The 24,022-nt window shown below is 67.3% G+C and carries 21 protein-coding genes and 1 pseudogene; 9 read left to right on the top strand and 13 right to left on the bottom strand.

What is annotated here, in order from left to right; translation table 11 throughout:
• Positions 1 to 29 precede the first annotated feature (29 nt).
• Both ACWIF2_RS12755 and ACWIF2_RS12750 read right to left on the bottom strand, forming a co-directional pair.
• Positions 30 to 1,436 (bottom strand): alginate lyase family protein, encoded by a 1,407-nt coding sequence (locus tag ACWIF2_RS12755; RefSeq protein WP_454360183.1) that lies wholly within the window; start codon positions 1,434 to 1,436, stop codon positions 30 to 32.
• 271 nt (positions 1,437 to 1,707) lie between these two features.
• Positions 1,708 to 2,010 carry a hypothetical protein gene (locus ACWIF2_RS12750; protein ID WP_382494523.1) on the bottom strand — a complete coding sequence of 101 codons (303 nt, stop codon included), beginning with the start codon at positions 2,008 to 2,010 and terminating at the stop codon, positions 1,708 to 1,710.
• Between the two features lie 189 nt (positions 2,011 to 2,199).
• Between ACWIF2_RS12750 and ACWIF2_RS12745 the strand changes: the two genes are divergently transcribed.
• The 3 genes from ACWIF2_RS12745 (at position 2,200) to ACWIF2_RS12735 (ending at position 4,182) form a co-directional block, all read left to right on the top strand.
• Positions 2,200 to 2,622: an Hsp20/alpha crystallin family protein gene (locus tag ACWIF2_RS12745; protein WP_454360182.1), complete on the top strand. Its 423-nt coding sequence runs from the start codon at positions 2,200 to 2,202 to the stop codon at positions 2,620 to 2,622.
• Positions 2,623 to 2,716: 94 nt separating this feature from the next.
• The gene (locus tag ACWIF2_RS12740; RefSeq protein ID WP_454360197.1) at positions 2,717 to 3,145 is read left to right on the top strand and encodes a DUF2267 domain-containing protein; all 429 of its coding nucleotides are present in this window, start codon (positions 2,717 to 2,719) and stop codon (positions 3,143 to 3,145) included.
• Positions 3,146 to 3,273: 128 nt separating this feature from the next.
• The gene (locus ACWIF2_RS12735) at positions 3,274 to 4,182 is read left to right on the top strand and encodes an alpha/beta fold hydrolase (RefSeq protein WP_454360181.1); all 909 of its coding nucleotides are present in this window, start codon (positions 3,274 to 3,276) and stop codon (positions 4,180 to 4,182) included.
• A gap of 1 nt (position 4,183) precedes the next feature.
• On the opposite strand, the gene ACWIF2_RS12730 is transcribed toward ACWIF2_RS12735, so the two are convergent.
• A complete protein-coding gene (locus ACWIF2_RS12730) occupies positions 4,184 to 5,524 on the bottom strand; it encodes an alpha/beta fold hydrolase (protein ID WP_454360180.1) in 1,341 nt (446 codons plus the stop codon).
• A gap of 66 nt (positions 5,525 to 5,590) precedes the next feature.
• Here ACWIF2_RS12730 and ACWIF2_RS12725 point away from each other — a divergent pair, with 66 nt between their 5' ends.
• A complete protein-coding gene (locus tag ACWIF2_RS12725; protein ID WP_454360179.1) occupies positions 5,591 to 6,208 on the top strand; it encodes a TetR-like C-terminal domain-containing protein in 618 nt (205 codons plus the stop codon).
• Positions 6,209 to 6,552: 344 nt separating this feature from the next.
• Here the strand turns inward: ACWIF2_RS12725 and tgmC are convergent, their stop codons facing one another.
• The 3 genes from tgmC to ACWIF2_RS12710 are packed head-to-tail and all read right to left on the bottom strand — an operon-like array spanning position 6,553 to position 9,523.
• A complete protein-coding gene (gene tgmC / locus ACWIF2_RS12720) occupies positions 6,553 to 7,755 on the bottom strand; it encodes an ATP-grasp peptide maturase system methyltransferase (RefSeq protein ID WP_454360178.1) in 1,203 nt (400 codons plus the stop codon).
• Positions 7,733 to 8,740, bottom strand: coding sequence for an ATP-grasp ribosomal peptide maturase (gene tgmB / locus ACWIF2_RS12715; RefSeq protein ID WP_454360177.1), 1,008 nt, complete (start codon positions 8,738 to 8,740; stop codon positions 7,733 to 7,735). Before tgmB ends, tgmC begins: the two co-directional genes overlap by 23 nt.
• A 3-nt stretch (positions 8,741 to 8,743) precedes the next feature.
• The gene (locus ACWIF2_RS12710; protein ID WP_454360176.1) at positions 8,744 to 9,523 is read right to left on the bottom strand and encodes a putative ATP-grasp-modified RiPP; all 780 of its coding nucleotides are present in this window, start codon (positions 9,521 to 9,523) and stop codon (positions 8,744 to 8,746) included.
• Positions 9,524 to 9,719: 196 nt separating this feature from the next.
• Here ACWIF2_RS12710 and ACWIF2_RS12705 point away from each other — a divergent pair, with 196 nt between their 5' ends.
• A complete protein-coding gene (locus ACWIF2_RS12705; RefSeq protein ID WP_454360175.1) occupies positions 9,720 to 10,994 on the top strand; it encodes a transcriptional regulator in 1,275 nt (424 codons plus the stop codon).
• On the opposite strand, the gene ACWIF2_RS12700 is transcribed toward ACWIF2_RS12705, so the two are convergent.
• The 7 genes from ACWIF2_RS12700 to ACWIF2_RS12670 all read right to left on the bottom strand — a co-directional run bounded on the left by ACWIF2_RS12700 (position 10,975) and on the right by ACWIF2_RS12670 (position 20,103).
• A complete protein-coding gene (locus ACWIF2_RS12700) occupies positions 10,975 to 11,637 on the bottom strand; it encodes an HAD family hydrolase (RefSeq protein WP_454360174.1) in 663 nt (220 codons plus the stop codon). The two genes, ACWIF2_RS12705 and ACWIF2_RS12700, sit on opposite strands and share 20 nt — an antisense overlap.
• Before the next feature lie 43 nt (positions 11,638 to 11,680).
• Positions 11,681 to 12,652, bottom strand: a complete 972-nt coding sequence (locus ACWIF2_RS12695; RefSeq protein ID WP_454360173.1) for a hypothetical protein — start codon at positions 12,650 to 12,652, stop codon at positions 11,681 to 11,683.
• A gap of 30 nt (positions 12,653 to 12,682) precedes the next feature.
• On the bottom strand, positions 12,683 to 13,666 hold the full coding sequence (locus tag ACWIF2_RS12690; protein WP_454360172.1) for a hypothetical protein: 984 nt from the start codon (positions 13,664 to 13,666) through the stop codon (positions 12,683 to 12,685).
• A gap of 42 nt (positions 13,667 to 13,708) precedes the next feature.
• The gene (locus tag ACWIF2_RS12685; RefSeq protein WP_454360171.1) at positions 13,709 to 16,861 is read right to left on the bottom strand and encodes a DUF3427 domain-containing protein; all 3,153 of its coding nucleotides are present in this window, start codon (positions 16,859 to 16,861) and stop codon (positions 13,709 to 13,711) included.
• A 452-nt stretch (positions 16,862 to 17,313) separates the two neighbouring features.
• On the bottom strand, positions 17,314 to 17,529 hold the full coding sequence (locus tag ACWIF2_RS12680; protein WP_454360170.1) for a helix-turn-helix transcriptional regulator: 216 nt from the start codon (positions 17,527 to 17,529) through the stop codon (positions 17,314 to 17,316).
• Between the two features lie 15 nt (positions 17,530 to 17,544).
• Positions 17,545 to 18,561 carry an SEC-C metal-binding domain-containing protein gene (locus tag ACWIF2_RS12675; RefSeq protein WP_454360169.1) on the bottom strand — a complete coding sequence of 339 codons (1,017 nt, stop codon included), beginning with the start codon at positions 18,559 to 18,561 and terminating at the stop codon, positions 17,545 to 17,547.
• 318 nt (positions 18,562 to 18,879) lie between these two features.
• Positions 18,880 to 20,103 (bottom strand): RNA-guided endonuclease InsQ/TnpB family protein, encoded by a 1,224-nt coding sequence (locus ACWIF2_RS12670; protein ID WP_454360168.1) that lies wholly within the window; start codon positions 20,101 to 20,103, stop codon positions 18,880 to 18,882.
• 221 nt (positions 20,104 to 20,324) lie between these two features.
• On the opposite strand from ACWIF2_RS12670, the gene ACWIF2_RS12665 reads away from it, so the two are divergent.
• The 4 genes and pseudogenes from ACWIF2_RS12665 to ACWIF2_RS12650 all read left to right on the top strand — a co-directional run.
• Positions 20,325 to 20,636, top strand: coding sequence for a DUF6412 domain-containing protein (locus tag ACWIF2_RS12665; protein WP_454360167.1), 312 nt, complete (start codon positions 20,325 to 20,327; stop codon positions 20,634 to 20,636).
• Positions 20,637 to 20,729: 93 nt separating this feature from the next.
• A complete protein-coding gene (locus tag ACWIF2_RS12660) occupies positions 20,730 to 21,452 on the top strand; it encodes a YidC/Oxa1 family membrane protein insertase (RefSeq protein ID WP_454360166.1) in 723 nt (240 codons plus the stop codon).
• Positions 21,453 to 21,596: 144 nt separating this feature from the next.
• Positions 21,597 to 22,454 (top strand): fumarylacetoacetate hydrolase family protein, encoded by an 858-nt coding sequence (locus ACWIF2_RS12655; protein WP_454360165.1) that lies wholly within the window; start codon positions 21,597 to 21,599, stop codon positions 22,452 to 22,454.
• 209 nt (positions 22,455 to 22,663) lie between these two features.
• Positions 22,664 to 23,446 (top strand): annotated as a pseudogene (locus tag ACWIF2_RS12650) (serine/threonine-protein kinase); the annotation flags it as partial.
• Positions 23,447 to 24,022: the final 576 nt, after the last annotated feature.

The raw sequence follows: 24,022 nt of genomic DNA, 5'->3' as shown, positions 1-24,022 counted from the left end.
CCCGCAGCACCCCGGCAACACACCAGCACCTACTTGCCCCCACCCCGTCGCCGCAGCATCAGCACCCCACCCCCGACAGCGGCAACACCGGCCGCCGCAACCCACCCGACCCCACCTTCAACCCCGGTCGCAGCAAGATCCCGCCCCACACCGGCAGAGGGCGAAGCCGACGCCCCTTGCGCCCGCGCACCCCCAGCCGAAACCCGCCCCCGGGTGAACGCCAACGTCCCAAACCCCAGCTGATCGAACCCCCCACTGTTGGGCCCGTAATCCCCACCCCCACCCTCAGGCGCAGCCTTGGCCGCGGCCCGCGTCACATACGACGCCGACAACCCCCGCCGCTTGGTGTAGTGGTTGGCGATCATCGCCCAGATCGGACGGGTCATCCCCGGATCCACAGCCGCCGCACCGGAAGCCGTCTCACTCCCCGACCACCCCCCGATCGCCCCCTTCCTGCGCGTGTTGGCCGTATACGGCACATCACCCCCGAGGCTCCACTTGGCCACGTACTCCGCGCCCTTGAGGAACCGGCTGTCGTCGTATCCGTACAGATCGATGCCCTGGTTCCACGCCATCTCGCACACCGTGCCCATCAGCCCGACCCCGAGCAGCGCATGCCCCTGATCGCGCCCGGCCTCGACCCACTCCGCGAGCCCGTCGTCGTGCACCACGGGAATGGCATGCCGGACCGACCCCATCCCCTCCCCGTGCTTGAAGTACTCCACGGCCCGCTCCACGACGGCCCGGTCATCGCAGAAGATCCCGGTCGCGAGCACACAGGCGAGGGCCGTCAGATCCCAGTTGGGCCAGTAGTTGGTGACGACGGCGTTGTTGTGATGGCGCAGGAAGTCGTCGCTGAGCGGAAGGAAGACGTCCGACAGCAGCTCCCGCGCCCGCCCGAGCTCGAAGTCGGCGTGGTCACGCACGAGTTCGGCGGCGTTGGCGAACTGATACCCGTACAGCCCCGAGGCCAGGAACCGGTCGGCCGAGCCCTGGATCGAGGTCAGCTTCCCCGACCAGGCGTTCAGGATCGCCACAGCGGTGTCGGCATGCGCGTCCTCGCCGCTGACGTGGTACCGCAGGGCGTTCTGGTAGGCGGCGTGGATGTCGTTGTAGAGGGCCGCGTAGTTCTGGGGTGACCCCGCCCCCCGGTACACCGTCGCCTGCGGATTGGCCCGCCAGCCGCTCTGCGCATGCCGGTTGGCGGTGAGCTTGGCGAACCCGGCCGCGTAGGGCCTGGCGCCCGCCTTCACCTTGGCCGCCATACGGTCCAGGTCGGTCCGGGTGTGCAGCAACCCCGGGTGGGCGAAGGGGCCGTCGGCGGCGAAGCCCGGGGTCGCGAGAGCGGTCGTACCGAGGCCGGCGCCGACACCTACGGCTCCGGCCGCCGCGCCCGCGGCCTTGAACAGGGACCGGCGGCTGATCTGTCGTATCACGTGCTTCGTACCTCAACGTCGTAAGTCGCGTGCCTGTGGGGGACGGTGAGGAGACGGGCGGGCGGTGACGGCGATAACAAAAACTGCGGTACAGTTGATCTGCATCCGGTCGCCGGAACTCCGGCTGAAGGATCGTGCGTTGGTGGTCCAAGGAAAGACGCCCCGCTTCCTGCGGGGAAATGCAGGTGCAAGGCCTGCCCGGCGCTCCACAACAAGAACCCGGCCCTGGGATTCAGGGCCGGGTTCTTTGTTGTACCTGTGGGTCGGCGGGTCAGCCGCGCCGGTCGGCCACGACCCAGGACGCCACGGCCACAGCCCCCGCCACTCCGAACACGGCGGGCCAGGCGCCCACCCTCTTGGCCAGCGGATGCGACCCGGCGAAGGCGGCGACATACGCGGCCGACAGCACCCCCGCGGCCACCCCGCCGGCCTGCTGCCGCCACTGCCGCGCGGCCGCCGCCCCGGCGACCGCGAGCACGGCCCCGCCGAGCGGCCGCTGCCTGGTCCAACGGGCCACGCCGTACCCGCCGACCAGCCCGCTCGCGGCGACCACCGCGCTGGGAACCTTTGCCATGTTCCTGCCTCCTGCCCTTACGAGAACCCGAGGCTAACGCGTGGGGCGGGCGGTGCGCACGCCGGGGCGCGAGACCGGTGTTCACCCAAACATGAGTCGGCGCTTGTCAAGTTTCCTCGTCCGCGCTATATAAGAAGAAGCAACACATGCGGCATCGCGACACAGTGTCTGATGAGAGGAGAGACAGTGATGCTCATGCGCACGGACCCCTTCCGTGACCTCGACCGACTCACGCAGCAGGTCCTCGGCTCCGCCGCCCGCCCTTCGGCGATGGCGATCGACGCCTACCGCTCCGGGGACGACTTCCTCGTCCACTTCGACCTCCCCGGCATCGACCCCGAGACGATCGAGCTGGACATCGAACGCAACGTCCTGAGCGTGCGAGCCGAGCGCAGGTCTCCCGCCCCCGAGGGCGCGGAGCTGCTGGTCGCCGAACGTCCCACCGGCGTCTTCACCCGCCGCCTCTTCCTCGGCGACACGCTGGACACGGAGCGCATCGACGCGTCGTACGAGGCCGGCGTCCTGACCCTGCGCATCCCCGTGGCCGAGCAGGCCAAGCCACGCCGTATCCAGATCGCGGGTGGCGAAAGCCGCAAGCAGCTCAGCGGCTGACCCCACCCGAACATCCACGCAACCGATGCAGCGTCCCGCGGGTGTCCCACCCGCGGGACGGTCACCCATGAACACCCCAGAGGACAACCCGCACATGACCGCGACGACGGTTTCCACGGAGACGCTCACCATGACCCAACTCCTCGACGCGGTACAGGAGTCGGGCCAGTACCCCACCAGAGCCGAGACGGAGCGCGTCACCCGTGTCGTCCTGTCCGCGCTCGGAGCCCACGTCATCGGCGACGAACGGGTCGACCTCGCCCGCGCCCTGCCCGAAGAGGCCGCCAGGCTGATCGCCTCCCAGATCCCGGCCACACAGCCGCTGACGGCCGCGGAGTTCGTCGACTCGATCGCCGCCCGTGCCGAGGGTGCCACCCCCGCCACCGCCCGCTGGGATGTCAGCTCGGTCCTCGGCGTGCTGCCGCCCCTGATCGGCGACGACCTGGTGACCCGCATCCTGGCCCAGCTGCCGCCGGGCTACGCCCTGCTGTTCGGTCGAGCGGACCTGGGCCCGATGCCGTAGCCCGTGGATCCGCGTACGGCCGTAGGGGCGCAGCCCGCGTGGTGGCCACCGCCGGCCCCGCAAATCGGCTGGCGGCGGCCGTCGGGCAACGGAGAGGCCGGCCCGAGCCGTCACCGGAGGAAGGCCAGTTGAAGACACCCCACCCGAGAACCGTCCGCACCACTTCCACGACCCTCACCACCCAGGACGGCACCCGCATCGCCCACCACGACCACCGCCCCGAGCGGGAATCCCCCACCCCCTTCCTCCTCCTGCACGGCCTCGCCGGCCACCAGGGCGAGTGGGACGCCGTCGCCGCCCGGCTCCTGTCCGACGGCCACCGCGTGGTGACGTACGACGCCCGAGGCCACGGCGCCAGCACCCGCACCCCCGCGACCACGACCCGCGCGGCCCACGTCCAGGACGCCGTCACCCTGATCGAGGAACTGGCCCTGGCCCCCGTCACCCTGCTGGGACAGTCCCTCGGCGGCCACACGGCGATGCTGCTGGCCGCCTCCCACCCCCACCTGGTCAAGTCCCTGATCCTGGTCGAAGCGGGCCCGGCGGGCCCGACCCCGGAACTCCCCGCGCGGATCGCGACCTGGCTGGACAGCTGGCCGACACCGTTCGAGTCGCTGGAGGCCGCGGAGACCTTCCTGGGCCACGAGGCCTGGACGAGAACCCTGGAGCGGCGAGAGGACGGCTGGCACCCCACCTTCGACCGAGCCACGCTCATCGCGTCGGTCGCCGAACTGGCCACCACCGCCTACTGGCCCCAGTGGTCCCGGATCACCTGCCCCACCCTCCTCGTCCAGGGCGAACACGGCACCATGCGCCCCGACGAGCCCACCACCATGCTCACCCACCGCCCGGCCACCCACCTCACCCGCATCCCGGACGCGGCCCACGACGTCCACCTGGACCAGCCGGAGCGTCTCTACGAGGCGATCAGAACCTTCAGCTCCTGCGCAGAATCGTCGCCAACCTCGGCGGCGACGGAAGCCTCCCCGACGACGGCAAATAGCCCGACAACCGAGGCGGGCGAACCACCCCGCTGACTCACTCGTGGTCGCGCAGGAAGGCGGGAATCCCGTCCCGGGTCGGATAGTCCGGCAAGGGCGCGGGCCTGCCCTGAAGGAACGCGGTGATGACGGCGGCGGCTCGGTCGTTGTTGCCGTCGAGGCCGTTCCACATGTGGTGTCCGACGCCGGGCATGTACTGCGTGCGCTGGACGGCGGGATCACCGGCGAGGACGGCGGTCGCCCATTGACGGACCTGCGAGGAGCACTCGGCGATCATCAGCATCGCGGGGGTCCTGGAGCGCCTCAACTGCGGGGCCAGAGACGGTGAGTCCTTGATCGTCTGCTGGATGCGGAGGCTGGCGGCGGCGCTGAAGGAGAAGTTCTGCGCGGTGTCCTCGGTCGGGATGCGGTGCGCGTCGCGCGCGCAGTAGGCGGACGCGGTGTCGCTGCCGAGGTCGGCGGCGGTGAAGGCGTTGACCCCTTCGGCCTGCCCGATCAGCCCGGTGCCGGGAGTGAGGAGCCCGAGTCGCATGAGGCCGAACGCGACGGCGTACCGCGGGAGATGCGTCGACCGCGGTCCGGTCATCGCCGGCGCGAGGCCGCGCGCGGAGGGCCGACCCTTGTGCCCGGCGATCCGCGCGGTCGGTCCGTCCATCGGGCCGGGCTCGGCGACGATCGCCCGGTGCAGACGCGCGGCGACACGAGGATCCGCGAGAGCCCGGGTGAGCACGACCCCGCCCGCGGAGAACCCGAGGACGTCGGCCTTGCCCTTGTCCAAGCGGTAGACGAAGGCGGCGAGGTCGCGGACCGACCTGGAGATCGAGTACTGGTCCATGGGGAGCAAGTCGCTCCGCCCACCGCCGGCTTGTTCGTAGGCGTAGACGTCGTGGCCCTGTCGCGCCAGCAGCCGCAGGAACCGGTGGTCCTGAACCGAGATGCCACGAACCGGTCCGCCGTTGAGGTACACGAGCGGAACGGGATGCCGGGCGCCGGTCTTCGCTTTCGCCGGCGGGTAGTGATACACCGCGACCCGGCTGCCTGTGTCCAGGGTCCAGTGCTGTGTGGCCACGAACGGCAGGGCGGTCGGGGACCGCCGTGCCGCGGGCTCGGTCGGGACGCAGACCGACGCCGTCAACGCTGCCGCGACAACCACCGGCAGAAACGGCGCGAGCCGCGCCGCCCGGGTACCACGCCGACCCCGCCACAGCGCGGCGACAGTCCCGATCCCAAGGGCCGCCAGCCATGCGCCGATCCCCGAGCCCGCCCCGTCAGTGAGGACGAGCGCTACGAGGAAGACGGCGACCAGCGCCACGACGGCGGCCAGGGCCAGTAGTAACCGTCCGGTCAAGCGGGCAAGGCGTATGGCGAACGTGGGCACGACGACCTCCGAGGTTTCAAAACACTGTTTCAAAACGACGTTACCAAAGAAGGTAGGCTCTTCGTCATGGGCAGGCCCAGAACGAACGACGCGACCGTCAAAGCCCGACTCGTGGAGTGCGCGACCGAGCTGCTCGCCACCCGTCCGCAGGAGTCGGTCACCGTCCGCGCCGTGGCCACGGCCGCCGAGACGTCGACGGCGGCGGTGTACTCCCTGTTCGGCGACAAGAAAGGACTGATCGGAGCGGTTCGCGACAGAGCCGTCGCCAGCCTGTTCCAGGCCGTGACGGCGGTGCCGACCTCCGAGGACCCCCTCGCCGACATCTACGCACTGGCCACCGCCTACCGACGCTGGGGACGCGAACACAGTCACCTGTACTCGGTGCTGTTCGGCGGAGTGCAGTCCTTCGAGCCGTCGGAGACGATCGGTACGGACGACCCCGTCCAGCCCCTCATCGCGGCGATCGACCGGGCCTTGACAGAGTCCGTCCTCGACGGCGAAGCGACGCCCATCGCCGTCTCACTCTGGGTGGCTCTGCACGGGCTCGTGACACTCGAACTCGCCGGGGCCTTCGACGCCCCCACAGCGGAGGCCGCGTTCAGCTCGACGATCCTCGCCACACTGCGCGGCTGGACGACCCCCGAGGTGTTCCGCAGCCTTCGACAGGACGAACCCGCCCCCTGACCCACCCCTCAGAAATCCGACGTCGGATCGTCGACATCGCACGCGAGGTAGTGACGGCATCCGGCTGGACCCGAAACGACGAGGCGGCACCATGAAAGCCCCCCACGCACCAGCAGCCGGCCACGGTCGCGCACCCCTCCCCACCATCCCCGCCGCCCCACCCCTGGGCCGCCCGGCCGGTAAATCCCCGCGGTGGACGGGCGAGTGTCAAGAGTGAAGCGAAGCGCAATCGGCGCCAGCCGACGCCCGAAGGGCGCTCTTGACACTCGCCCCGGAACCGCCAACCTCAGGAGAACCGGGCGGCCGAGAGCACCTTGCAGCCAATGTGATGATCACAGGCCCGTCTAGGTCCGGTTAGGCAGCAACAGGCCAGGCATCCTCGGGTGCTGCAAGAGCTGCCTGCCGTGGCACACGCGCAGCACGAATGTCTCCGGCCCCGGGCGACCTGCCGCGTCGAAGGCGTCCAGAGCTTCCTCGATGCGTTTCCACAACTTCACCGGTCCGCCCTCGCGCACATCCCAACCACCGTCGCCAGACGTGAGAGTGGCCGCGGATCCACTCACGACGTCGATGAGGTGTACGACCTCGCCGATGGTGATCAACTGGGCGTTCGGCACCGCGCATTGGACCAGGAACCGCAGGTGGTGTGCTTCGTCTGTCGCTGCCATGAGGCGCTGCGGACCGTGCTGGGCCGGGCGGGGCTTGCCCGACAGGCCGGCGGCCCAGTGGGCCGGGTTACCGAACGCCGGTGCGGCTTGAGTCCGGACGGCCATGAAGGAGACCGCGCCGGGCAGCAGCGTCCCCTCTGCCGTGCCGTCCTCGGCCACGGTGAGCAAGACCCGGGCGTATCCGTAGAGCCATCCCGACAGGCTGAGCAGGATCTTTCCACCCGGTCGGGTCTGGGCGAGCAGCGCGGGTGGGACGGCACGGAAGGAGCAGGCAGCCACGATCCGGTCGAAGCGGGCCTCGGGCCAGTACCCGTACAGTCCGTCCGCTACGGCCAGGGTCGGGGTGTAACCACAGCTGTACAGCGCACCCGCCGCCGATTCCAGTCGCCGCTGGTCGACCTCGATGCTGGTGACATCCCCGGAGTCGAGGCGTTCGCAGGCCAGAGCGGTCGAGTACCCGGTCCCGGTCCCGATCTCCAGCACCGTGTGTCCCTCTGCCACTTCGGCGTCGGCCCACATACGCACCACCAGGGACGGCAGCGTGGACGACGAGGTAGGCGCACCACCAGAGCGGGCGACCGGAGCCTTCCAATCGGGTTCATCCCCGTCGAACTGGGTGATCAGTGTGGTGTCGGAGTACGCGGCTGCCAACCACCGCCCGTAGTCGAGCTCGGCGGTGACCGGCTCCCACACCGTCAGTCCCTGCTCGTCGCGCTTGTCGGCGGGCAGGTAGAAGCCGGGCACGAACCGATGCCGTGGCACCGCCTCCACCGCCGCCCGCCAGGCCGGTTCCACAAGGACACAGTCTTGGGCGACGGTGTCCGCCATGGCTTCGCGTAGGCGGACCGCGTCGGTGTCAGGGTCGGCGGGCATCGCCATGACCTGGCGTCTCCTTCCGTACTTCCGTGCTCAGAATGTCGGCGAACGCCTCGGCGATATCCGCGGCGTCCGGGAGCCAGCCCCACTGCCCGTTCGGGTTGCACTCGATGGCCCACCAGTCTTCGGGATCGCTCCCATTCCCGGTGAGTGCGAAGTCGAAGCAGCCGAAGACCAGGCCGAAGGAATCCAGGTACTCATGCAGGGCAATCTCGACCATGGCCGGAACGGCGATGGGGGCATGCACCAGTTCGTCCCAGTCACCCCGACGCCAGTCGAGGGCCCCGTCGGGCGGAGTGATGCGCTGGGCGAAGATCCGATGGCCGACCATGGTGATCCGTACGTCCCCGCTCTTGGGAACCTCGGCCTGGAACATGTGCGCGGTCACTGCCAGCGTGTCGTCGAACGTGCCAGGCTCCACACGCTGGGTCCAGATCGCGCCGGTGTGCCCGTCCTCGCTGCGGGGCAGTCCGCGGAATGTCTTGTAGACGACATGCCGGTGGTCCGCAGCGAACTCCTTCGCCGCGTCCCACTCATTGGTGATGAGGGTCGGCGGAACACGTAACCCAAGCTCGGCGAACTTCTGCAACTGAGCCGGCTTGAAGTCCGCACGCGCCACCGCCTGCGGATGATTGACGTACAGCACCTCCCGGAGGCCGTTCAGAACACCGCCGAGTCCGTGTCTGGCCTCGGCGATCGCGAAGTCCCGTTGTTGCTGTGGCAGAAGCTCGAAACGGGTGGTGTAAGGGGTGGGGCGCCGGTAGTAGACCGCCGCCACGTCTCCCACCTCCACGTCTCGACTTGGAGTCCGCAATCTCCCACCCCAAACATGGGTGTCCGGTCCGAGGCGGAATCCGAAGGTCAGGTCGGGCCCGATGTCGGCGGGATCGACCCGTACGACGGGCAACTCACGTCTATTCAGAGCCTCGATGACGCGGTCCGCTGTGAAGTCTTCCAACGCGGTGACGACGAGGACAGTGGAGGCCATCGATCAGTCCGACTCGTAGTCGGTCGTGTTGTCGTCTTGCGTCTGCGGCTGCGGATTCTGTCCGTCGCCACCTCCGGAGACTGACGCGGTGCCGGTCGTCCTCGATGTGCCATGCTTGCCCATCTCGACCACCTGGCCGACGGCATCCGTATAAAGAGCCGTCTGGGAAGGTCCGTCCAGCATGACGGTCGTGTATGACGGCGGGCGTACGGGAAGCCGGTCGGTCACCAGTCGCATGGCCCACGGACGCTGAGCTGCCACAGTCGTCTTGAGTTCACCCGCGTCGTGCGGACAGACCTCAGCCTCCGCGGCCAGTCGAGAGCGGCCTGCTTCGACGAGGCCGATGACTGAACGCGGTGGACACAGATCACCCGCGTGCCGCGGTGGCACCACCCAGTACGTGCCCGGTGGTCGCTGTCGGTCGATGCGCGGCACTCCCAAGTAGGTGCCGTGGCCAAGGCACGTCGCGGTGCTGTCGTGGGCCCAGACGTCACCGGCATGCCCGTCGACTAGGGCGTAATACGTGCCACCTGCCACTCGGCGGTCGTAGATGATCGCGCCTCCAAGTAACTCGCCCAGAGTCGCCGCCACTCGGTCCTGATCATCGGACTGAACAGCGGCATGCACGACCTCGGAGGCGATGCGCACTGCCGCGAACCGCTCACCGAGAGGCAGAAGCGCGACGCCCTGTGAGGCCCACTCCGTCCGTACGCGCTCGGGCACCGGGTGGGTCCGAGCGAGCCACTCCGAGATCCTTCTGTCCAAGCCCTCGTGTGTGTGCACAGCGTGCTCCCCTTGCTGTCCGTCGGTCGGTACGCCAAACAGAGTCCACGACCGGCGTCGACTATTCGAGGACTTCAAGAGGCCGTTAAAGGGACCTATAAAGGGCCTACATGACTCCCTGAGAGGGAGGGGGTGTCCTGTAGCGGACCTTCGTGGGAGGGTGAGAGCCAAGTTGTCAGCAGGAGGAGGTGGCCCCGTGCCAAGGCCCACAGGCAACGTTCGACTCAAGGCGGCTCGGGTGGCCGCTGGCTTCAACTCACAGCAGGACCTGGCCGATGCCCTCACCGAGCACGCGAAGGGCATGGGCATCCGTGGCTTGTCCGTCGGGGTCCGCCAGGTCCGCCGCTGGGAGTCGGACAATCCACCATGGCCGCAACCGGACTGCCAGCGTGTACTCGTACACCTGCTTGGCCAGAACATGGAGTCCCTCGGATTCACGCCCCCGTGGGGTCCGGAGGGTTCAATGCCCGACCCTGTCCGACGCACACTGGTCGCCGGTGGGGCGGCCGCGTGGGGCCTGGCGATGGGGCCAAGCAGGGCCACAGCCGTATCGCAACCGGCCACGGCCGGAACGGACTTTGAGGCAGTCACGCGTTCTCACCGTCGGCTCTACTGGTCGGTCGCGCCGACCAAGCTGCACCCGGCTGTCCTTGCACACGCGACGCTCGGCTGCGCCCTACTTCCTGAGACGTCCGACTCCACCCGACGCGCGGTCGCCGCCGCGCTGGCGGAGACGTACCTCCTCGCGGGCCGGATCGAGTTCTTCGACCTATCCGAGCCGACCACCGCACACGAGACGCTTCTCTTTGCCCTGCAAGCCGCTGGCGAGGCCGACGATCCCTTGCTCGGTTCGGCCATCATCGCGCACATGGCCTTCATCCCGGGCTGGGCAGGAGATCAAGAGGGAGCCCAGGAACGCATGATCGCGGCACGCACCTACGCGCGCCGCGCTCCTGCCTCCGCGGAATTCCTCGCGTGGCTGGACGCCGTCGAGGCCGAATGCGAGACGAGGTGCGGCAACACCCGCACCGCCCTGCACCTGATCGGCCACGCCGAGGACATCCTCGGGGACGGCAACGAACAGCCCTCACCGCAATGGATGGACTGGTTCTCCCCAGCGCGGCTCGCGGCCTTCAAGGGCAATACCCAATTGCTCGCCGGCCACCTCCCGCAAGCCCGAGCGGCACTGCTTCAGGCGCTGGAAGCCATGACCCCAGGAGAAGAGAAGCAACGCACGGTCGTCTACGGAGACTTGGCAGCCGTCGAGGCTGCATCCGGCAACCCCGACGCAGCCTGCGAGTACGCGGGCAAGGCGCTCGACCAGTTGGCGCGCACCTGGTACGCCACCGGCATGGACCGCGTACGCGAAGTCCGTCGTGCGCTGACTCCCCACCAACACCAGAGCTGCGTCCGCGAACTCGACGACCGCCTGTACGACTGGTCTACGACACTCAGCGTGCTGAGGCGTTGAACCCGCGCACTCGGTCGCTCAGTTCCAGTAGTCCTTCGAGGCGGAAGGTTGGCAGCTCCCTGGCCTCGGTGCTGTCCCACTGAATGGTGGCCCACGGCCCGCGATGCACGAGCGCTGTATGCATGCCCGCCTGGGCGGCCGGCCTGATGTCGTTGTCGCACCGATCACCGACATAGAGAATCTCGCCGACCTCGAAGGGCACCGCCTCGGCGACCCGCTTGAAGAACTCGGGGTCGGGCTTGCTGGCGCCCCAGTCGTCGGACGTACCGATCAGGTCGACGTCGTTGGAGAACAGCTTCCGCAGGATCCCCCCGGCTCGTACGGTCTGATTCCCAGCGATACCGAGCCACAGCCCGTCGGCCCGGAGCTGCTCCAGGGCTGGCCGAACGTCCCCATACAGATCGTCTTCCCCAAAACTCTCCGGCTGCCCGGCAGCGGCCCGCTTCTCCCGTTCCTCGTAGAGATCGAACCCGGGCCGGAACGCCTGGAACGTCTCCCGGTAGTCCCGGCCCTGGGCGATCACGCCCCCGAACATCGCATGGAACGTATGCCGCGGTACGCCCAGCCAGTCGGCCCAAGTGCCGTACTCCCGGGTCTCGTCCACGAGGCACTCACCTACGTCGAAGACCACTGCGCGAATCATGTGGAAAGACTATCCAGGGTTGCGCTAGCCGAACGGGTCGGGCTCACTGGGAAGTGGATATCTCAGAGCTCGAAGGTATGGCGAAGTAGGGTTCGGGCCACTCGACGGAACCGTCTGCGTCGGCTTGGGCCACGTGCTGTAGGAGCAGTGCTGTGGGGTTCTTTGTATCGCGGTCATTGTCACCGACTAGTAGGGGTGACGTCTTGGATATCGATGGGTAGTCGATACCCAGCAGCTTGCATATGTGCTCGAAATCTTCGTTCTTGTTTTCGTCGCCGAGGTTTCCGTGGAGGTAGTCGCGGAGGCGCGAGCAGATATCGAGCATCGCATTTCCGCTGTCCGTCACGCTGTAGAGACCCCCTTGCGGGCTGTCGCTCGACAGGAACCCTATGATGAAGAGCCGCTCCGTTTCGAACTGGACAGAGTTCAGGTTGACGTCTAAAGCCGTGGCGATGTGTCGATGGTTGCGATAGCCCTGCTTCTTGACGTGAGACAGGATCCTGAGCGGAAGGCCGGGGCGCCGTGACGACGCGAAGCGCGTCACATCCGGGAGAGTAATCCCTCCCAGGGCTACTTGGAGGAGTAGGTCCCTGGTTATCTCCTCCTTCAAGAGGTTGTGGACGGCCGTGCGGGATTTTTCGTCGTCCGCGTCAAAGTCCGCCGGCACCCAGAAGACGCGCAGGCGAGACAGGCTCCCGGGCATTCTGCGAAGGTAGTCCTGTGTTACCTCGGCGAGGCGCGCACGGCTACGGCTCTGGTGCCGAGCGATGTATACCGCCGCGGCGATGTCCTCCTCAAGAAGGAGCGTTCTGAGGTCCTTGTCAATTCCGTCCCCGTCGTGCTTCCAGAGAGTCTGTCCTGCAACTACCTTTGACCAGTCCTTCTTTAAGTCGCAGGAGAAGTCAAAGCGCTTGCGCTGGCCTTCTGTGTAGCCAAACAGTGTTGAGTTCGAGGCGCTGTCCATGATCTGGAGAGCTGTGTCCGACAGGAAAACATGCTCTGGTGACTCTGCCATGATTGCTCCAAAGAGGTTTGCAGGGTGCTGTTACTTGGTCGCGCATCTCGTGTAGCCATCGACATCGTCGTAGACGAGGTTGATGCCCTCTGCGTGAAGTAGATTCAGCAAGTCGTCCTGCGGCTTCTCCGGAAGCAGCACGGTCAGTTTGGGGTCGCGCGGCTTGATGTGCCGTACAAGGTCCTTCAATTGGCCTATGGCCATGCGTACTTCGTCCCGACTGCTCGCGCCTCTGATCGCATACAGTTCATGCATGGTGGCGTCGTAAAGGTCGGTCTTGAGGGTCTTGGTCGTACCCGAGATCTTTATTTGGTACGCGAAGACTTCATGCTCACGATTTGTGAGCTCCTCGAGGTACTGCTCGCGCAACGCTGATTGGCGTAGATCGGCTATGAGGCTCGGTTGTGCAGCCCGCCTGCTCTCAGACGCGCGCTTCTTCTTCGGCTCCACCATTTTGCAGGCGACTACAGTGGCGGAAACCCTGTGGGCGTCTGTTTCCTTCGCGCGACTGATGACATCCTGAGTGAGGCGCTCAGAGTCTCCCTTAGGGCGTAGTCGGAAGACGATGATGCGACGGCGCTCACCGTTCTCGTCATGTGCCTCACGCACTGTGTACGGCAGCTCTGCATCGAGCTCAAATTCGCCTACGTACCGTTGTTGCTTAGCGGAGGATGTTGGATCGGGAACCTTCCCTGCTGCCATGAAGACTCGCAGTGACTTTCCGCTGTCTGCGTGACACAGGACGGCTGCGTTGCGGGAGCCGTTCAGCCCCAGAAACGTTTGCTCACCGCGGGTGCCCTGGCCGGTGTACTCGAACACCGGCCCTCGTTCGTCCTCTTCCTCTAGCCAGCCGTCCTCGTAGCCGTACTTCTTGCCACTGTCGTGATCTACGTAGATGAGGATGTTCGGGGTGGTGTCGGAGGGGATGATCCCTCCTTGCGTCCCTCCGCCGAACAGCTCCTTCATCGCTGCGCGTGTGGTCATCAGCCCGGGCTTGATCGAAGCTAAGTCCATGCTCTGACGTTAGCTGATCACTCTGACATCGAACGGGGCCAACTAGCTTGCGTTGATGGCTGCGTACGACCAGACATCGGCCGGCAGCTCATGTTCCATGCGCCACGTGATCGCCATCGGCTTGCTGCCAGCGTGGCCTTCGTAGGTGGCAGGCCCGAGAAGCATCCAGGGCTGAGACTTACCGATGTCGGTGTTCTTGTAGCGACGCATGAAGAGCAGGACATGACTGCCCCGCTCGGCGTGATGCTGGTAGCGCTGTCCTGTTGGGGAGCTCTCGGCTGTGGAGTTCTGGGACTCCCAGTGGAAGAGCGTCGGGCTGAGCGCGTAGTCCCTGTACCTGACAGTGGGGGAGAAGTCCTTCTCGTTCTTCTCCAGGGTGATCAGAAGGGCGTCCGTCTGGAGGTCCTCGACCCACTGGACGCCCTGCGCGAAGGACCTGGGCATCTGGCCGCCAAAGCGTGCCACGCCGAGGGCGGCCAGAATCTCGGAGCGGTTATAGGAGGAGTGCACCCTTAGCGGGAGCTGGCTGTGGCTGCCCGACAAGGGGATCGGGAAGTGGTCCGCCTGCTCGATGACGTAGGACAGGACCTGGCGGAGCTCGTCGCGCAGGACCGGTTGGTCGCGGAGCGCGTCGAGGCCTTGCTGGAAGCTGGTGAAACCACCAGCGTTGTCCCACAAGTTGAAGAAGAGCATGCGGGCATAGGCTTGGTCTGTGGGGTCCAGCTCGTCGTATGGCGGTACTTCGTCGGCGAGTAGACGGAGGTACGCGTTGGCTCGGGCAGGGTCATCGACGTGTAGGAAAGCGTGGACGCGTTTGAGGAGTGCCGGTTCGCCACTAGGAGCAGCAGCTTTGAGCAGGCCGGCTCGACGCACGATGGTGGTCCAGGAGTTGTCGCTCTTGTACAACTCCTTGATCTCCCTGCGACTCTCCCGAAGGTAGTCGCGTAGCTGTGGCGTCTCGTAGGCCTTGACCTCGTTAACCAAGGTCTTGACGGTAGCGCTCAGCTGCGTCCGAATGTTGTCCAGCACCAATTTCTTGGCCTTGCCTTCCAGGATGATCTGGCATCCCGATGGAAGGAGCGGGAAGTCGTGCTCGATGTGATCGACGAGCCGGTTCCTGGAGAGGTTCGTCAGAGCTCGGAACTGCTCTTCGAAGCGGAACTCTGCCCGGTGCTGTCCGATGAAATCGAGGACAGTGAGCACGGGCTTCATCTCGGTGCGGCGTAGCCCACGGCCTAGCTGCTGGAGGAAGACAGTGGCGCTGTTGGTGGGGCGCAGGAGCAGAAGCGTGTCGACATCGGGAATGTCGAGACCTTCGTTGAAGAGATCCACGGAGAAGATGACTTGCAGCTTCCCTGCTCGTAGATCAGCGAGAGCTTGAGCACGTGCTGCGGATGGTGAGTCGCTGGTGAGGGCGGTTGCTTGGAAGCCCGCTTTTCGGAAGAAGTCCGCCATGAAGCGCGCGTGCTTCTTGTCCACGCAAAAGCCCAGTGCACGCATAGCTCCGGGCTGGGAGACCTTGTCTCGGATCTGCTTGACGACGATACGGGCACGTGCCTCATTGCCCGTGTAGAGGTTGCCGAGGTCCTGGTCCGCGTACGCGCCCCGCTGCCAAGTGAGGTTCGTCAGGTCTGTGCCGTCGGGGATGCCGAAGTAGTGGAAGGGGCACAGTAGGTCGTTCTCAAGGGCCTCCCAGAGCCGCATTTCGGCTGCGATGCGGCCCTCGAAGAACTCGTCCTGGACATTGAGCCCGTCCATCCGCTCGGGGGTAGCGGTCAGGCCGAGAAGCTGATTGGGCTTGAAATGATCGATAACTCGACGGTAGGTGGTGGCCGTGGCGTGGTGGAACTCGTCGATCACGATGATGTCGAAGTGGTCGGGAGCCAGCTCTTCAAGCCTTTGGACGTTCAGTGATTGGACGCTGGCAAAGACGTGGTCCCATGCCTGAGGGTCCTCGCCGCCGTAGAGCAACTCGCCGAATGAGGCATCGTCCAAGACCTCTCGGTATGTCCGCAGAGACTGTTTGAGGATCTCCTTGCGGTGTGCGACGAACAGCAGCTTTGGTCGACGGTTATCAAAGCTCTTGGCCAGGCTTCGGTAGTCCACGGCCGCCATGACGGTCTTGCCGGTACCGGTTGCTGCGACCAACAGGTTGCGATTGCGCCCTCGGAGCTCGCGCTCTACCCGTAGGCGCTCCAGCATGTCCTGTTGATAGGGGAAGGGGCGTACCTCCAGCCCAGAGAGGTTGATCTTCAGGTCAGTGGTGGAGGCAGTACCGCTTGCCTGTGCCAGAGCGTGGTCGAGGCGCTCGGTGTGGTGATCGGGGTCGTACGTCTCGAACGCGGAGTCGTTCCAATACGCGTCGAAGGTCGCCTCGAACTTGTTCAGCACCGCCGGTGTAGCGATGGAGGACAGGCGGACGTTCCACTCCAAGCCATCGAGGAGTGCAGCCTTCGAGAGGTTGGAGCTGCCGACGTACGCCGTGTCGAAGCCCGTGTGGCGCCTGAAGAGCCAGGCCTTGGCGTGCAGTCGCGTTGATCGAATCTCGTAGTTGACCTTGACCGTAGCGCCGAAGTCGCGAACGAGACGGTCGAGTGCGTGGCGGTCGGTGGCGCCGATGTAGGTAGTCGTAATGACACGGATCGGCACGCCTCGCTCCTTAGCAGCGCGCAGTGAATCCTCGAGGACGCGAATGCCGTACCACTTCACGAACGCGCAGAGCAGGTCAATGCGGTCTGCCGTAGCGAGCTCTGCCCGGAGCTCGGAGCCGAGACTGAGGTCTTCAGGAGAGTTTGTGATGAGCGATGTCTCGGACAAGGGAGTGAGAGGGCGGAGGCCGTAGACGCCCGGAGCCTCCTGTTGGGCAAGAGCAAGGAGCTGTCGAGGGCCTTCGGCGATAGTGCTCGTGCTGATGGCCTTGGCTTCGCTGGGGTCGGCGGCACTCGTGCCCAGGGATTCGAGGATGCGGTTCGCGACAGCCACACGGTCTTCGGGCGGAAGCTCGCTGAGCCTCTGACTGACAGCTTCACCGATGTAGCGAGCTAGCACATGGGGCGTGGACTCTGGCGTGACCTCGGCGTCGATTGCCTTCCACCCTGCGGCCGTGAATCGCTCCAGCTCGTCATGCAAACCATGGGTGATCAGCTTCTCGTAGACACCCGCGATCGGCTTGGACAGGCCCCCATGTTCTGCCACGACTGCTCCCCTGATCCCTCGTGGTTCTCGTACACGATCACGCGTGACGATGTGGATCTGTTCTAACAGCAATCACTGACATTCGAGGGGCCATGCCGGAAGGTGGGCTGCCGTTGCTGCTGGGCCGCCCGCTTCTTGTCAGTGTCGCGCTTCCACGGCCCGCCTCAAGGGCGCTCCACTCCGCTGCGCTGCGTTCCGCGTCGGCTGCGCCGATGGCCCTGCGGGCCACCCTTGACCCGGGCCGTTCCAGTGCGGGAGAGAAGCGAGCGGGCGGCCCGGGAGGGCCGGTGGCCATCGGTCCGTCGGCCAACGGCGAGTTGTCCAGGCACTCGGGGTGCAGGACGCATCCGCGGTTTCCGGGCACGCCGGGTTGGCTTAGCGGCGATCGGCCGGTGGCCGAGGCGCGAGGGCCAGCGCGCCGGTCGGCCGCGTCGGGAGGCCGACCGTGCGCGTCATGAGGGCTGCGCCGTGATGAGGACGTCCGCGATGAGAGCCCTGGTCTCGTCATGCGGTTCTGCGCGACCTGTGATCCAGGCTGAGACGGTGGCGCGGGTCGTGCCGACCTGGTCAGCCAAGTCCGCCTGTGACATACCCGATCGTCGCAACTGGCGCCCCAGCCATGGGCCGAAGGTCTCGTTGTGCTCGGTGAGAGGGAGTGGGTCGTGCATCTTCTTCAGACTCGGCTAGGCGTCCAAGCCGTGGCACTCGCCGTACGGTCGGCCCGAGTCGCACCAGCAAGACGCCCCCTGCTGCGGCGGCCAAGCCACCGCCCGCCCCCTGGCCGCCAGTGTCGTCGCGTACTGGGGGAGCAGGGTCGCGTCGTCCGGGGACGACAGTTCCGATGCTGCGAAGGCCTCGTAGGACGGGACCGTGCCCGTGACGATGCCGAGGTTGGGGGTGCCGGAGGAGGCGAGTTCTCGGAGGGCGGACTCTATGGTCGCGAGGTGGGTCTCGTGGGTCGGGTACTCCGAGGTCAGCGTCGGGTACGCCTCCAGGAGTTCCGTCAGTTCGTCCGCCGGCCAGTGGAGGATCGCTACCGGGAACGGGCGGGACAGGGCCTCTCTGTAGGCGCCGAGTTCCGCTCGGAGGCGGAGGATCTCGGCCTCGAGTTCTGCCGGGTTCTCCGAGCCCAGGGACCAGACCCGCTTGGGGTCGTGGAGTTCGTCCAGGGTGATCGGGAGGGAGTGGACCGTGTCCGCGAGGGCGTCCCATTCGTCGTGGGACTCGCCCAGCATGCGCCGTACGCGGTGGCGGCCGAAGAGGAGGGGGTGGGTGGCGTAGGGGGGCTCCGCCACGTCCGTCAGGAGACGGTGCACGGCCTCCGTGAACGTCTCGTGGGCCGCTTCCAGTTCGTCGTGGGATTCGAGGGCTTCGGCCACGATGACCCAGGGGGCCGGGTCCTGGGGGGAGGCTGCCCGGACGCCCTCGATGATCGCCCTGGCCTCGGCCTCGTGGCCGTACTCCCAGAGGTTCGAGGCCTTGAGCGCCCGTACCAGGTGGGGGTTGTCCAGGCTGGTCGCGGAGGACAGCAGGCGGTCGTAGAGCGTGGACGCGGTGGGGCGGTCGCCGGAGAGTTCCAGGTGGGCCGCGGCCCGTAGCAGCAGGGCCTCGGCGTCCTCGGGGTACAGGCCGGCGGTCCGCTCCAGGCGTGCCGCTTCGGCGGTGTGGTCGACGTTTTCGGCAGGCGTGTCGGGGCGCATGGGGGACACCGTACTGCCGGGAGGTGACGAGCGTGAGAGAGGTGCAGGCCAGACACCTGTACCCGCGGATTCCCCGTGCTCGCCACCCAGGCTTTACAGATCGCCCCGAACCGCCGCCGACCTACGGAGTGACGCCGTCCCCTTGGAGCGCTTGGATCGACTTTGCCGTGAATGGAATGCTTAGCGATTTTCCGTTCAGGTGAGTGTCCGAGCGGGTGTGTAGAGGTCCCCGCCGCCCGACGGGTCCATCACCTGCCATTGACTTGCTCCTCGGGTTGAAGCCCGAGGATTCTGGCCTTCTCGTCCGTTGCTGGGCCGCTACGCGGCACGGGGGTCGGGCGGGAATCCGTGGCTTCCTGCTTCGTCGCGCTGTGCCAGGACGAGTCCTGGTCTGACCTGCGCTCCACAGGCTGTCACCGCCAGTCCGGCGGCCGTTTTCACGTTCTTCGCGGCATTGTGGTCCCGGTCGTGCACCGTGCCGCAGGCGGCACAGGTCCATTCCCGGATGTGCAGGGGCTTGGGGCCGTCCTTGGCTCCACACACCGAACAAACCTGACTGGTCGGCTCGAACCGGCCGATTTTCACCAGGGTGCGCCCGTACCGGACCGCCTTGTACTCCAGCATGTGGGCGAACTGAGCCCAGCCCGCGTCATGCACACTCTTCGCCAGTCCGGTGCGCGCAATTCCCTTGACCGCCAAGTCCTCCACACCGATCGCTTGGTTGTCGCGGATCAGCCGGGTGGAGAGCTGGTGGTGGAACTCGCGGCGTGCATCGGCCACTTTTGCGTGGACGCGGGCGACCTTCAGGCGGGCCTTCTCCCGATTCCTGGATCCCTTCTGCTTGCGGGACAGCTCCCGCTGGACCTTCTTCAGTTTCTTTTCCGCCCGGCGCAGAAACCGCGGACAGTCGATCTTCGTCCCGTCGGAGAGGACGGCGAAGTGTTTCAAGCCCAGGTCGATGCCGACCGTTTGGCCGGTGCCGGGCATCCGGGCGGCGTCCGCGGCCGGGTCGGTGTCGACGACGAAGGAGGCGAAGTATCGTCCGGCCGCGTCCTTGACCACGGTGACCGAGGAGGGGTGCGCGGGCAGGGTGCGGGACCACTTCACCTTCATCGCACCGATCTTGGGGAGGTTCAGCTTCCCGGAACGGGTGATCGACCAGCGGGCATTGGCCGTGAAGCGGATCGACTGACGGCTGTCCTTGCGGGACTTGAAGCGGGGCGCACCGCTCTTCGCACCCCTGCGCTCGCCCTTGAGGGAGGCGAAGAAGTTCTTGTAGGCGGCCTCCGCGTCGCGCAGGGACTGCTGGAGGACGACCGAGGAGACCTCGCCCAGCCAGGACCGCTCGGGTGTCTGCTTGGCCTGGGTGATCAGCTTCTTGGACAGCGCACCCGCCGTGGGGAAGGCTTCGCCCGCCCTGCGGGCGTCCTCACGGGCGCGTACGGCATCGTTGTACACGACGCGGGCGCACCCGAACGCCCTGGTCAGTGCCGTTCGTTGGCCCGGTTCTGGGTACAGCCTGAAGGTGTACCGAAGCTGCATGCGGTGATCGTACGAACGAGCGCCACCCGCCACCAGAGGGAACGTATGAACGGTCGGTACTCCCTTGAACCGGGAGGAGCGGAACGGGCCGAACGGCGGGAAGCATCGCCCGGCTCAGCCGGGTCAGGCACCCTGGCGCTCCCGTCAGCCGTGATGAACGGCGAGGTGATCCTGTATAACGAACAACAGGACATACACATGTACGAGAGGAGGGGCCGTCGATGAACCGCAGTTGGGCGAATCCGCGTCCCGCTCTCGTGCTGCTCTGCCTGATCCTGGAAGTGGCGCTGCTCGACACCGGCAGCCTCACCGCCACCGTCGCGCTCGCCGCGACCGCCGCGGCATCGGCCGCGCTCGCGGTCTGCGCCGTCGTCGCCGCGCGCTGCGCGCCCGCCGTGCCACGCACCCGGGTGCGTACGGCCATCCGCGACCGTGACCTCCGTACGGCCTTCCTGCCGCAACGCGACCCGGACGCCAAGGGGCGCCCCCGGCCCCGGGCACCCGGACACGCCCTCCGGGCGACCTTCGCGTAGGGGCACCACGCATCACACGTAGCTGACCCCGCGCGGGTCGTCATGCCGCCATGACCCACTTCCGGCACGACGAGACCCCCGGAGGGCTCACGCATGTCCGTCTTCGCCAACCTGGTCGAGCACCTCGCCGACCTGCTCCAGCCGTTGTTCGGCGCCTCCGCGGCCGCCGCCGCGATCGTCCTGTTCACCGCGCTCGTACGACTTCTCGTCCATCCTCTGTCCCGGGCCGCCGCGCGCGGCCAGAAGGCCCGGACCGCGCTCCAGCCGAAGATCGCCGAGCTGCGGAAGAAGCACGGCAAGAACCCCGAGAAGCTGCAGCGGGCCGTACTGGAACTGCACGCCGAGGAGAAGGTGTCGCCGCTGGCCGGCTGCCTGCCCGGACTGCTCCAGGTGCCCGCGTTCTTCCTGCTCTACCACCTGTTCTCCAGCGACACGATCGGCGGGCGGGCCAATGAGCTGCTCGGGCATGAGCTGTTCGCCGCGCCGCTGGGGGAGCGGTGGACGGACGCGCTCGGGGCAGGGAGTGTGCTGAGCGGGGCCGGGCTCGTGTACGCCGGGCTGTTCGTGATCGTCGCCGGTGTCGCGGCGTTCAGCTACCGACTGAGCAAGCGGATGATGGCCGCGAACCCGGCCGTCCCGGCCGCGGCGGGCAGTGGTGGAGAGCAGCTGCCCGGGCTGGGGGCGGTGACCAGGGCCATGCCGTTCATGTCCTTCTTCACGCTGGTCACCGTGGCCGTGGTGCCGCTGGCCGCCGCGCTGTACGTCGTGACCAGTACGACGTGGAGTGTCGTCGAGCGGGCCGTGCTGTACCGGTGACCAGGCGACCGGGGTCCAGTACGTGAACCGGGTATTGCGGAGTGGACTCCCAGCTTGGAGGATCGACCAGTCCTCCGATCGCTGTCCCCGCCGCATCCGGGTCGCGCGCATCGGCGGGCGCCCGCGATCTAGGGAGACATGATCATGAAGCTGCTGCGAGTCGGTACGGCTGGGGCGGAGCGGCCCGCGCTGCTCGACGCCGAGGGGACCCTGCGGGACCTGTCGGGCGTCGTCGCGGACGTCGACGGCGCGCTGCTCGCCGACGAGGCCGCGCTCGGCCGGGTGCGGGCCGCCGCGGACGCCGGTGAGCTGCCCGCCCTGGACGCCACCGGGCTGCGGATCGGGCCGCCGCTGGGCCGGATTGGCAAGATCGTCTGCATCGGGCTGAACTACCACGACCACGCGCGCGAGACGGGTGCCGAGCCGCCCGCCGAGCCGGTCGTCTTCATGAAGGCGCCGGACACGGTCGTCGGCCCGCACGACACGGTGCTCGTGCCGCGCGGGTCCGTGAAGACCGACTGGGAGGTCGAGCTGGCCGTCGTCATCGGGCGTACGGCCAGGTATCTGGGGTCCGCGGAGGAAGGGCTCGCCCATGTCGCCGGGTACGCGGTGGCGCATGACGTGTCCGAGCGGGAGTTCCAGATCGAGCGGGGCGGGACCTGGGACAAGGGCAAGAACTGCGAGACGTTCAATCCGCTCGGGCCGTGGCTGGTGACGGCGGACGAGGTGCCGGATCCGCAGGATCTGTCCCTCAGGCTGTGGGTCAACGGGGAGTTGAAGCAGGACGGGACGACGGCTGAGCAGATCTTCGCTGTGGGGGAGGTCGTGCGGTATCTCAGCCAGGTCATGACGCTGTACCCGGGCGATGTGATCAATACCGGGACGCCGGCGGGGGTTGCTATGGGGGAGCCCGAGCCGAAGCCGTACCTTCGGGCCGGGGATGTGGTCGAGCTGGAGATCGAGGGGCTCGGGCGGCAGCGGCAGGAGTTCAAGGACGCGTAGGGCTGAGTGACGCCTTGGGGGCGGGGAGCTGCCGTTCAGCCGGCGGCTCCCCGCCCGGCGTATGGCGCGCATATGCAGGTCGGGGGTGCGCCCCCAGCGCAGTTGTGCGCGGTAGGGGCGCGCGCAAGGTGTGCGCTCCTATTCGGACACTCATGACGCTCAATGTGTGGAAATCAGCCAGTACGGTTGGCGTGCGGGTGGGCTGATTCATGGCGCGCTCCAGGGGCGGCTTTTGCGTGGGGGTTCGCACCCTGACGCTGAACGGGGGGAGCGCCGTGCGGGTACTCGCCGAGCGGTACGAACTGATCGAAGAAGCAGGACGTGGCGGCATGGGCCAGGTCTGGCGTGCCACGGACCGGGAGCTCGGCCGTTCGGTCGCCGTGAAGCTTCTGCCGCCGGAGCTGACGAGGCACGAGGAGTTCCGGGTCCGCTTCCGCCGGGAGGCCCGTACCGTCGCCTCGCTCAGCCACCGCAACATCGCCGTCCTGCACGATGTCGGTGAGGACGTCCGGGACACCGAGACGACCCCCTTCCTCATCATGGAGTTCATCGACGGCCGCACCCTGGCGGACGCGCTGGTCGAGGGGCCGTTCAAGGTCGACCGTGCTCTCGACGTCGGCCAGGGGATCGCCGAGGCCCTGGCCCACAGTCACGGGCGGGGCCTGGTTCACCGGGACATCAAGCCTTCCAACGTCATGCTCACCTCCGAAGGCGGGGTCAAGGTCCTGGACTTCGGGATCTCCAAGGTGGTGGCGGAGACCACCACCCGCCTGACCGCGACGGGCATGACGGTCGGGACCCCCGCCTACCTGTCACCGGAGCAGCTGACGGGTGAGGCGATCGACGGTCGCTCCGATCAGTACTCCACGGGCTGCCTTCTCTACGAACTGCTCACGGGACGCCCGCCTTTCATCGGTGACTCCTCGTTCGCCGTGATGCACCAGCACATCAGCAAGGAGCCCGTCGCGCCGTCCAGGCTGCGACCGCAGATCCCGGCGGCGGTCGATGCCGTCGTGCTCCGGGCGCTGTCGAAGGAGCGGGAGCAACGCTTCGCCGGCATAGACGAGATGCGGCGGGCTCTGGCCCTCGCAGGGGCAGGAGTCCCTGCCCTGCCGGTGGCCCCTCCGACCCCGACGGCCCCGCTGGCACCCGCACCGGCCCCGGCACTCGGGGCGGGGGTCGGGCGGACGATGATGGCCGAACAGCAGACCCAGGCCGCATCGATGCCGAAGCAGGCGGCTTCCACCACACCTCCCGTCATCCCGGCGCCTCCCGCTGTCCCGGCACCTCCCGCCGCCCCGGCGCCCCCCACCACCCCGGCACCTCCCGCCACCCCGGCACCTCCCGCCGTCCCGGGCGAGACGGCGACCGACCAGGGCGATCAAGCACCGGCCGCACCATCTGCCGCGACCGCCACCGGTTCCGACCAGACAGACTCCGCCGTCACGCCGTCCGCGCGCAGATGGCGTCACCTCGCGGCCGGGAACCGCGTCGTCGCCCTACTGGGGATCGTGGTCTCGGCCGTGGTCGTCCTCGGCCACCAGGAGCTTCAGCCGGGGAGCGGCTAC

Source organism: Streptomyces sp. NPDC055506 (genome assembly GCF_053643595.1).
Note: the sequence above shows the minus strand (reverse complement) of the source record. Positions and strands in the feature narration are given on the sequence as shown.

Bases quoted from the DNA above. Each gene is read 5' to 3' on its own strand.
- ACWIF2_RS12665 (WP_454360167.1), top strand. From the start codon at position 20,325: ATGAACCGCAGTTGGGCGAATCCGCGTCCCGCTCTCGTGCTGCTCTGC.
- ACWIF2_RS12695 (WP_454360173.1), bottom strand. From the start codon at position 12,652: ATGGCAGAGTCACCAGAGCATGTTTTCCTGTCGGACACAGCTCTCCAG.
- ACWIF2_RS12660 (WP_454360166.1), top strand. From the start codon at position 20,730: ATGTCCGTCTTCGCCAACCTGGTCGAGCACCTCGCCGACCTGCTCCAG.
- ACWIF2_RS12725 (WP_454360179.1), top strand. From the start codon at position 5,591: ATGGGCAGGCCCAGAACGAACGACGCGACCGTCAAAGCCCGACTCGTG.
- ACWIF2_RS12700 (WP_454360174.1), bottom strand. From the start codon at position 11,637: ATGATTCGCGCAGTGGTCTTCGACGTAGGTGAGTGCCTCGTGGACGAG.
- ACWIF2_RS12745 (WP_454360182.1), top strand. From the start codon at position 2,200: ATGCTCATGCGCACGGACCCCTTCCGTGACCTCGACCGACTCACGCAG.
- ACWIF2_RS12750 (WP_382494523.1), bottom strand. From the start codon at position 2,010: ATGGCAAAGGTTCCCAGCGCGGTGGTCGCCGCGAGCGGGCTGGTCGGC.
- ACWIF2_RS12670 (WP_454360168.1), bottom strand. From the start codon at position 20,103: ATGCAGCTTCGGTACACCTTCAGGCTGTACCCAGAACCGGGCCAACGA.
- ACWIF2_RS12680 (WP_454360170.1), bottom strand. From the start codon at position 17,529: ATGCACGACCCACTCCCTCTCACCGAGCACAACGAGACCTTCGGCCCA.
- ACWIF2_RS12675 (WP_454360169.1), bottom strand. From the start codon at position 18,561: ATGCGCCCCGACACGCCTGCCGAAAACGTCGACCACACCGCCGAAGCG.
- tgmC (WP_454360178.1), bottom strand. From the start codon at position 7,755: ATGGCGATGCCCGCCGACCCTGACACCGACGCGGTCCGCCTACGCGAA.
- ACWIF2_RS12740 (WP_454360197.1), top strand. From the start codon at position 2,717: ATGACCGCGACGACGGTTTCCACGGAGACGCTCACCATGACCCAACTC.
- ACWIF2_RS12655 (WP_454360165.1), top strand. From the start codon at position 21,597: ATGAAGCTGCTGCGAGTCGGTACGGCTGGGGCGGAGCGGCCCGCGCTG.
- ACWIF2_RS12690 (WP_454360172.1), bottom strand. From the start codon at position 13,666: ATGGACTTAGCTTCGATCAAGCCCGGGCTGATGACCACACGCGCAGCG.
- tgmB (WP_454360177.1), bottom strand. From the start codon at position 8,740: ATGGCCTCCACTGTCCTCGTCGTCACCGCGTTGGAAGACTTCACAGCG.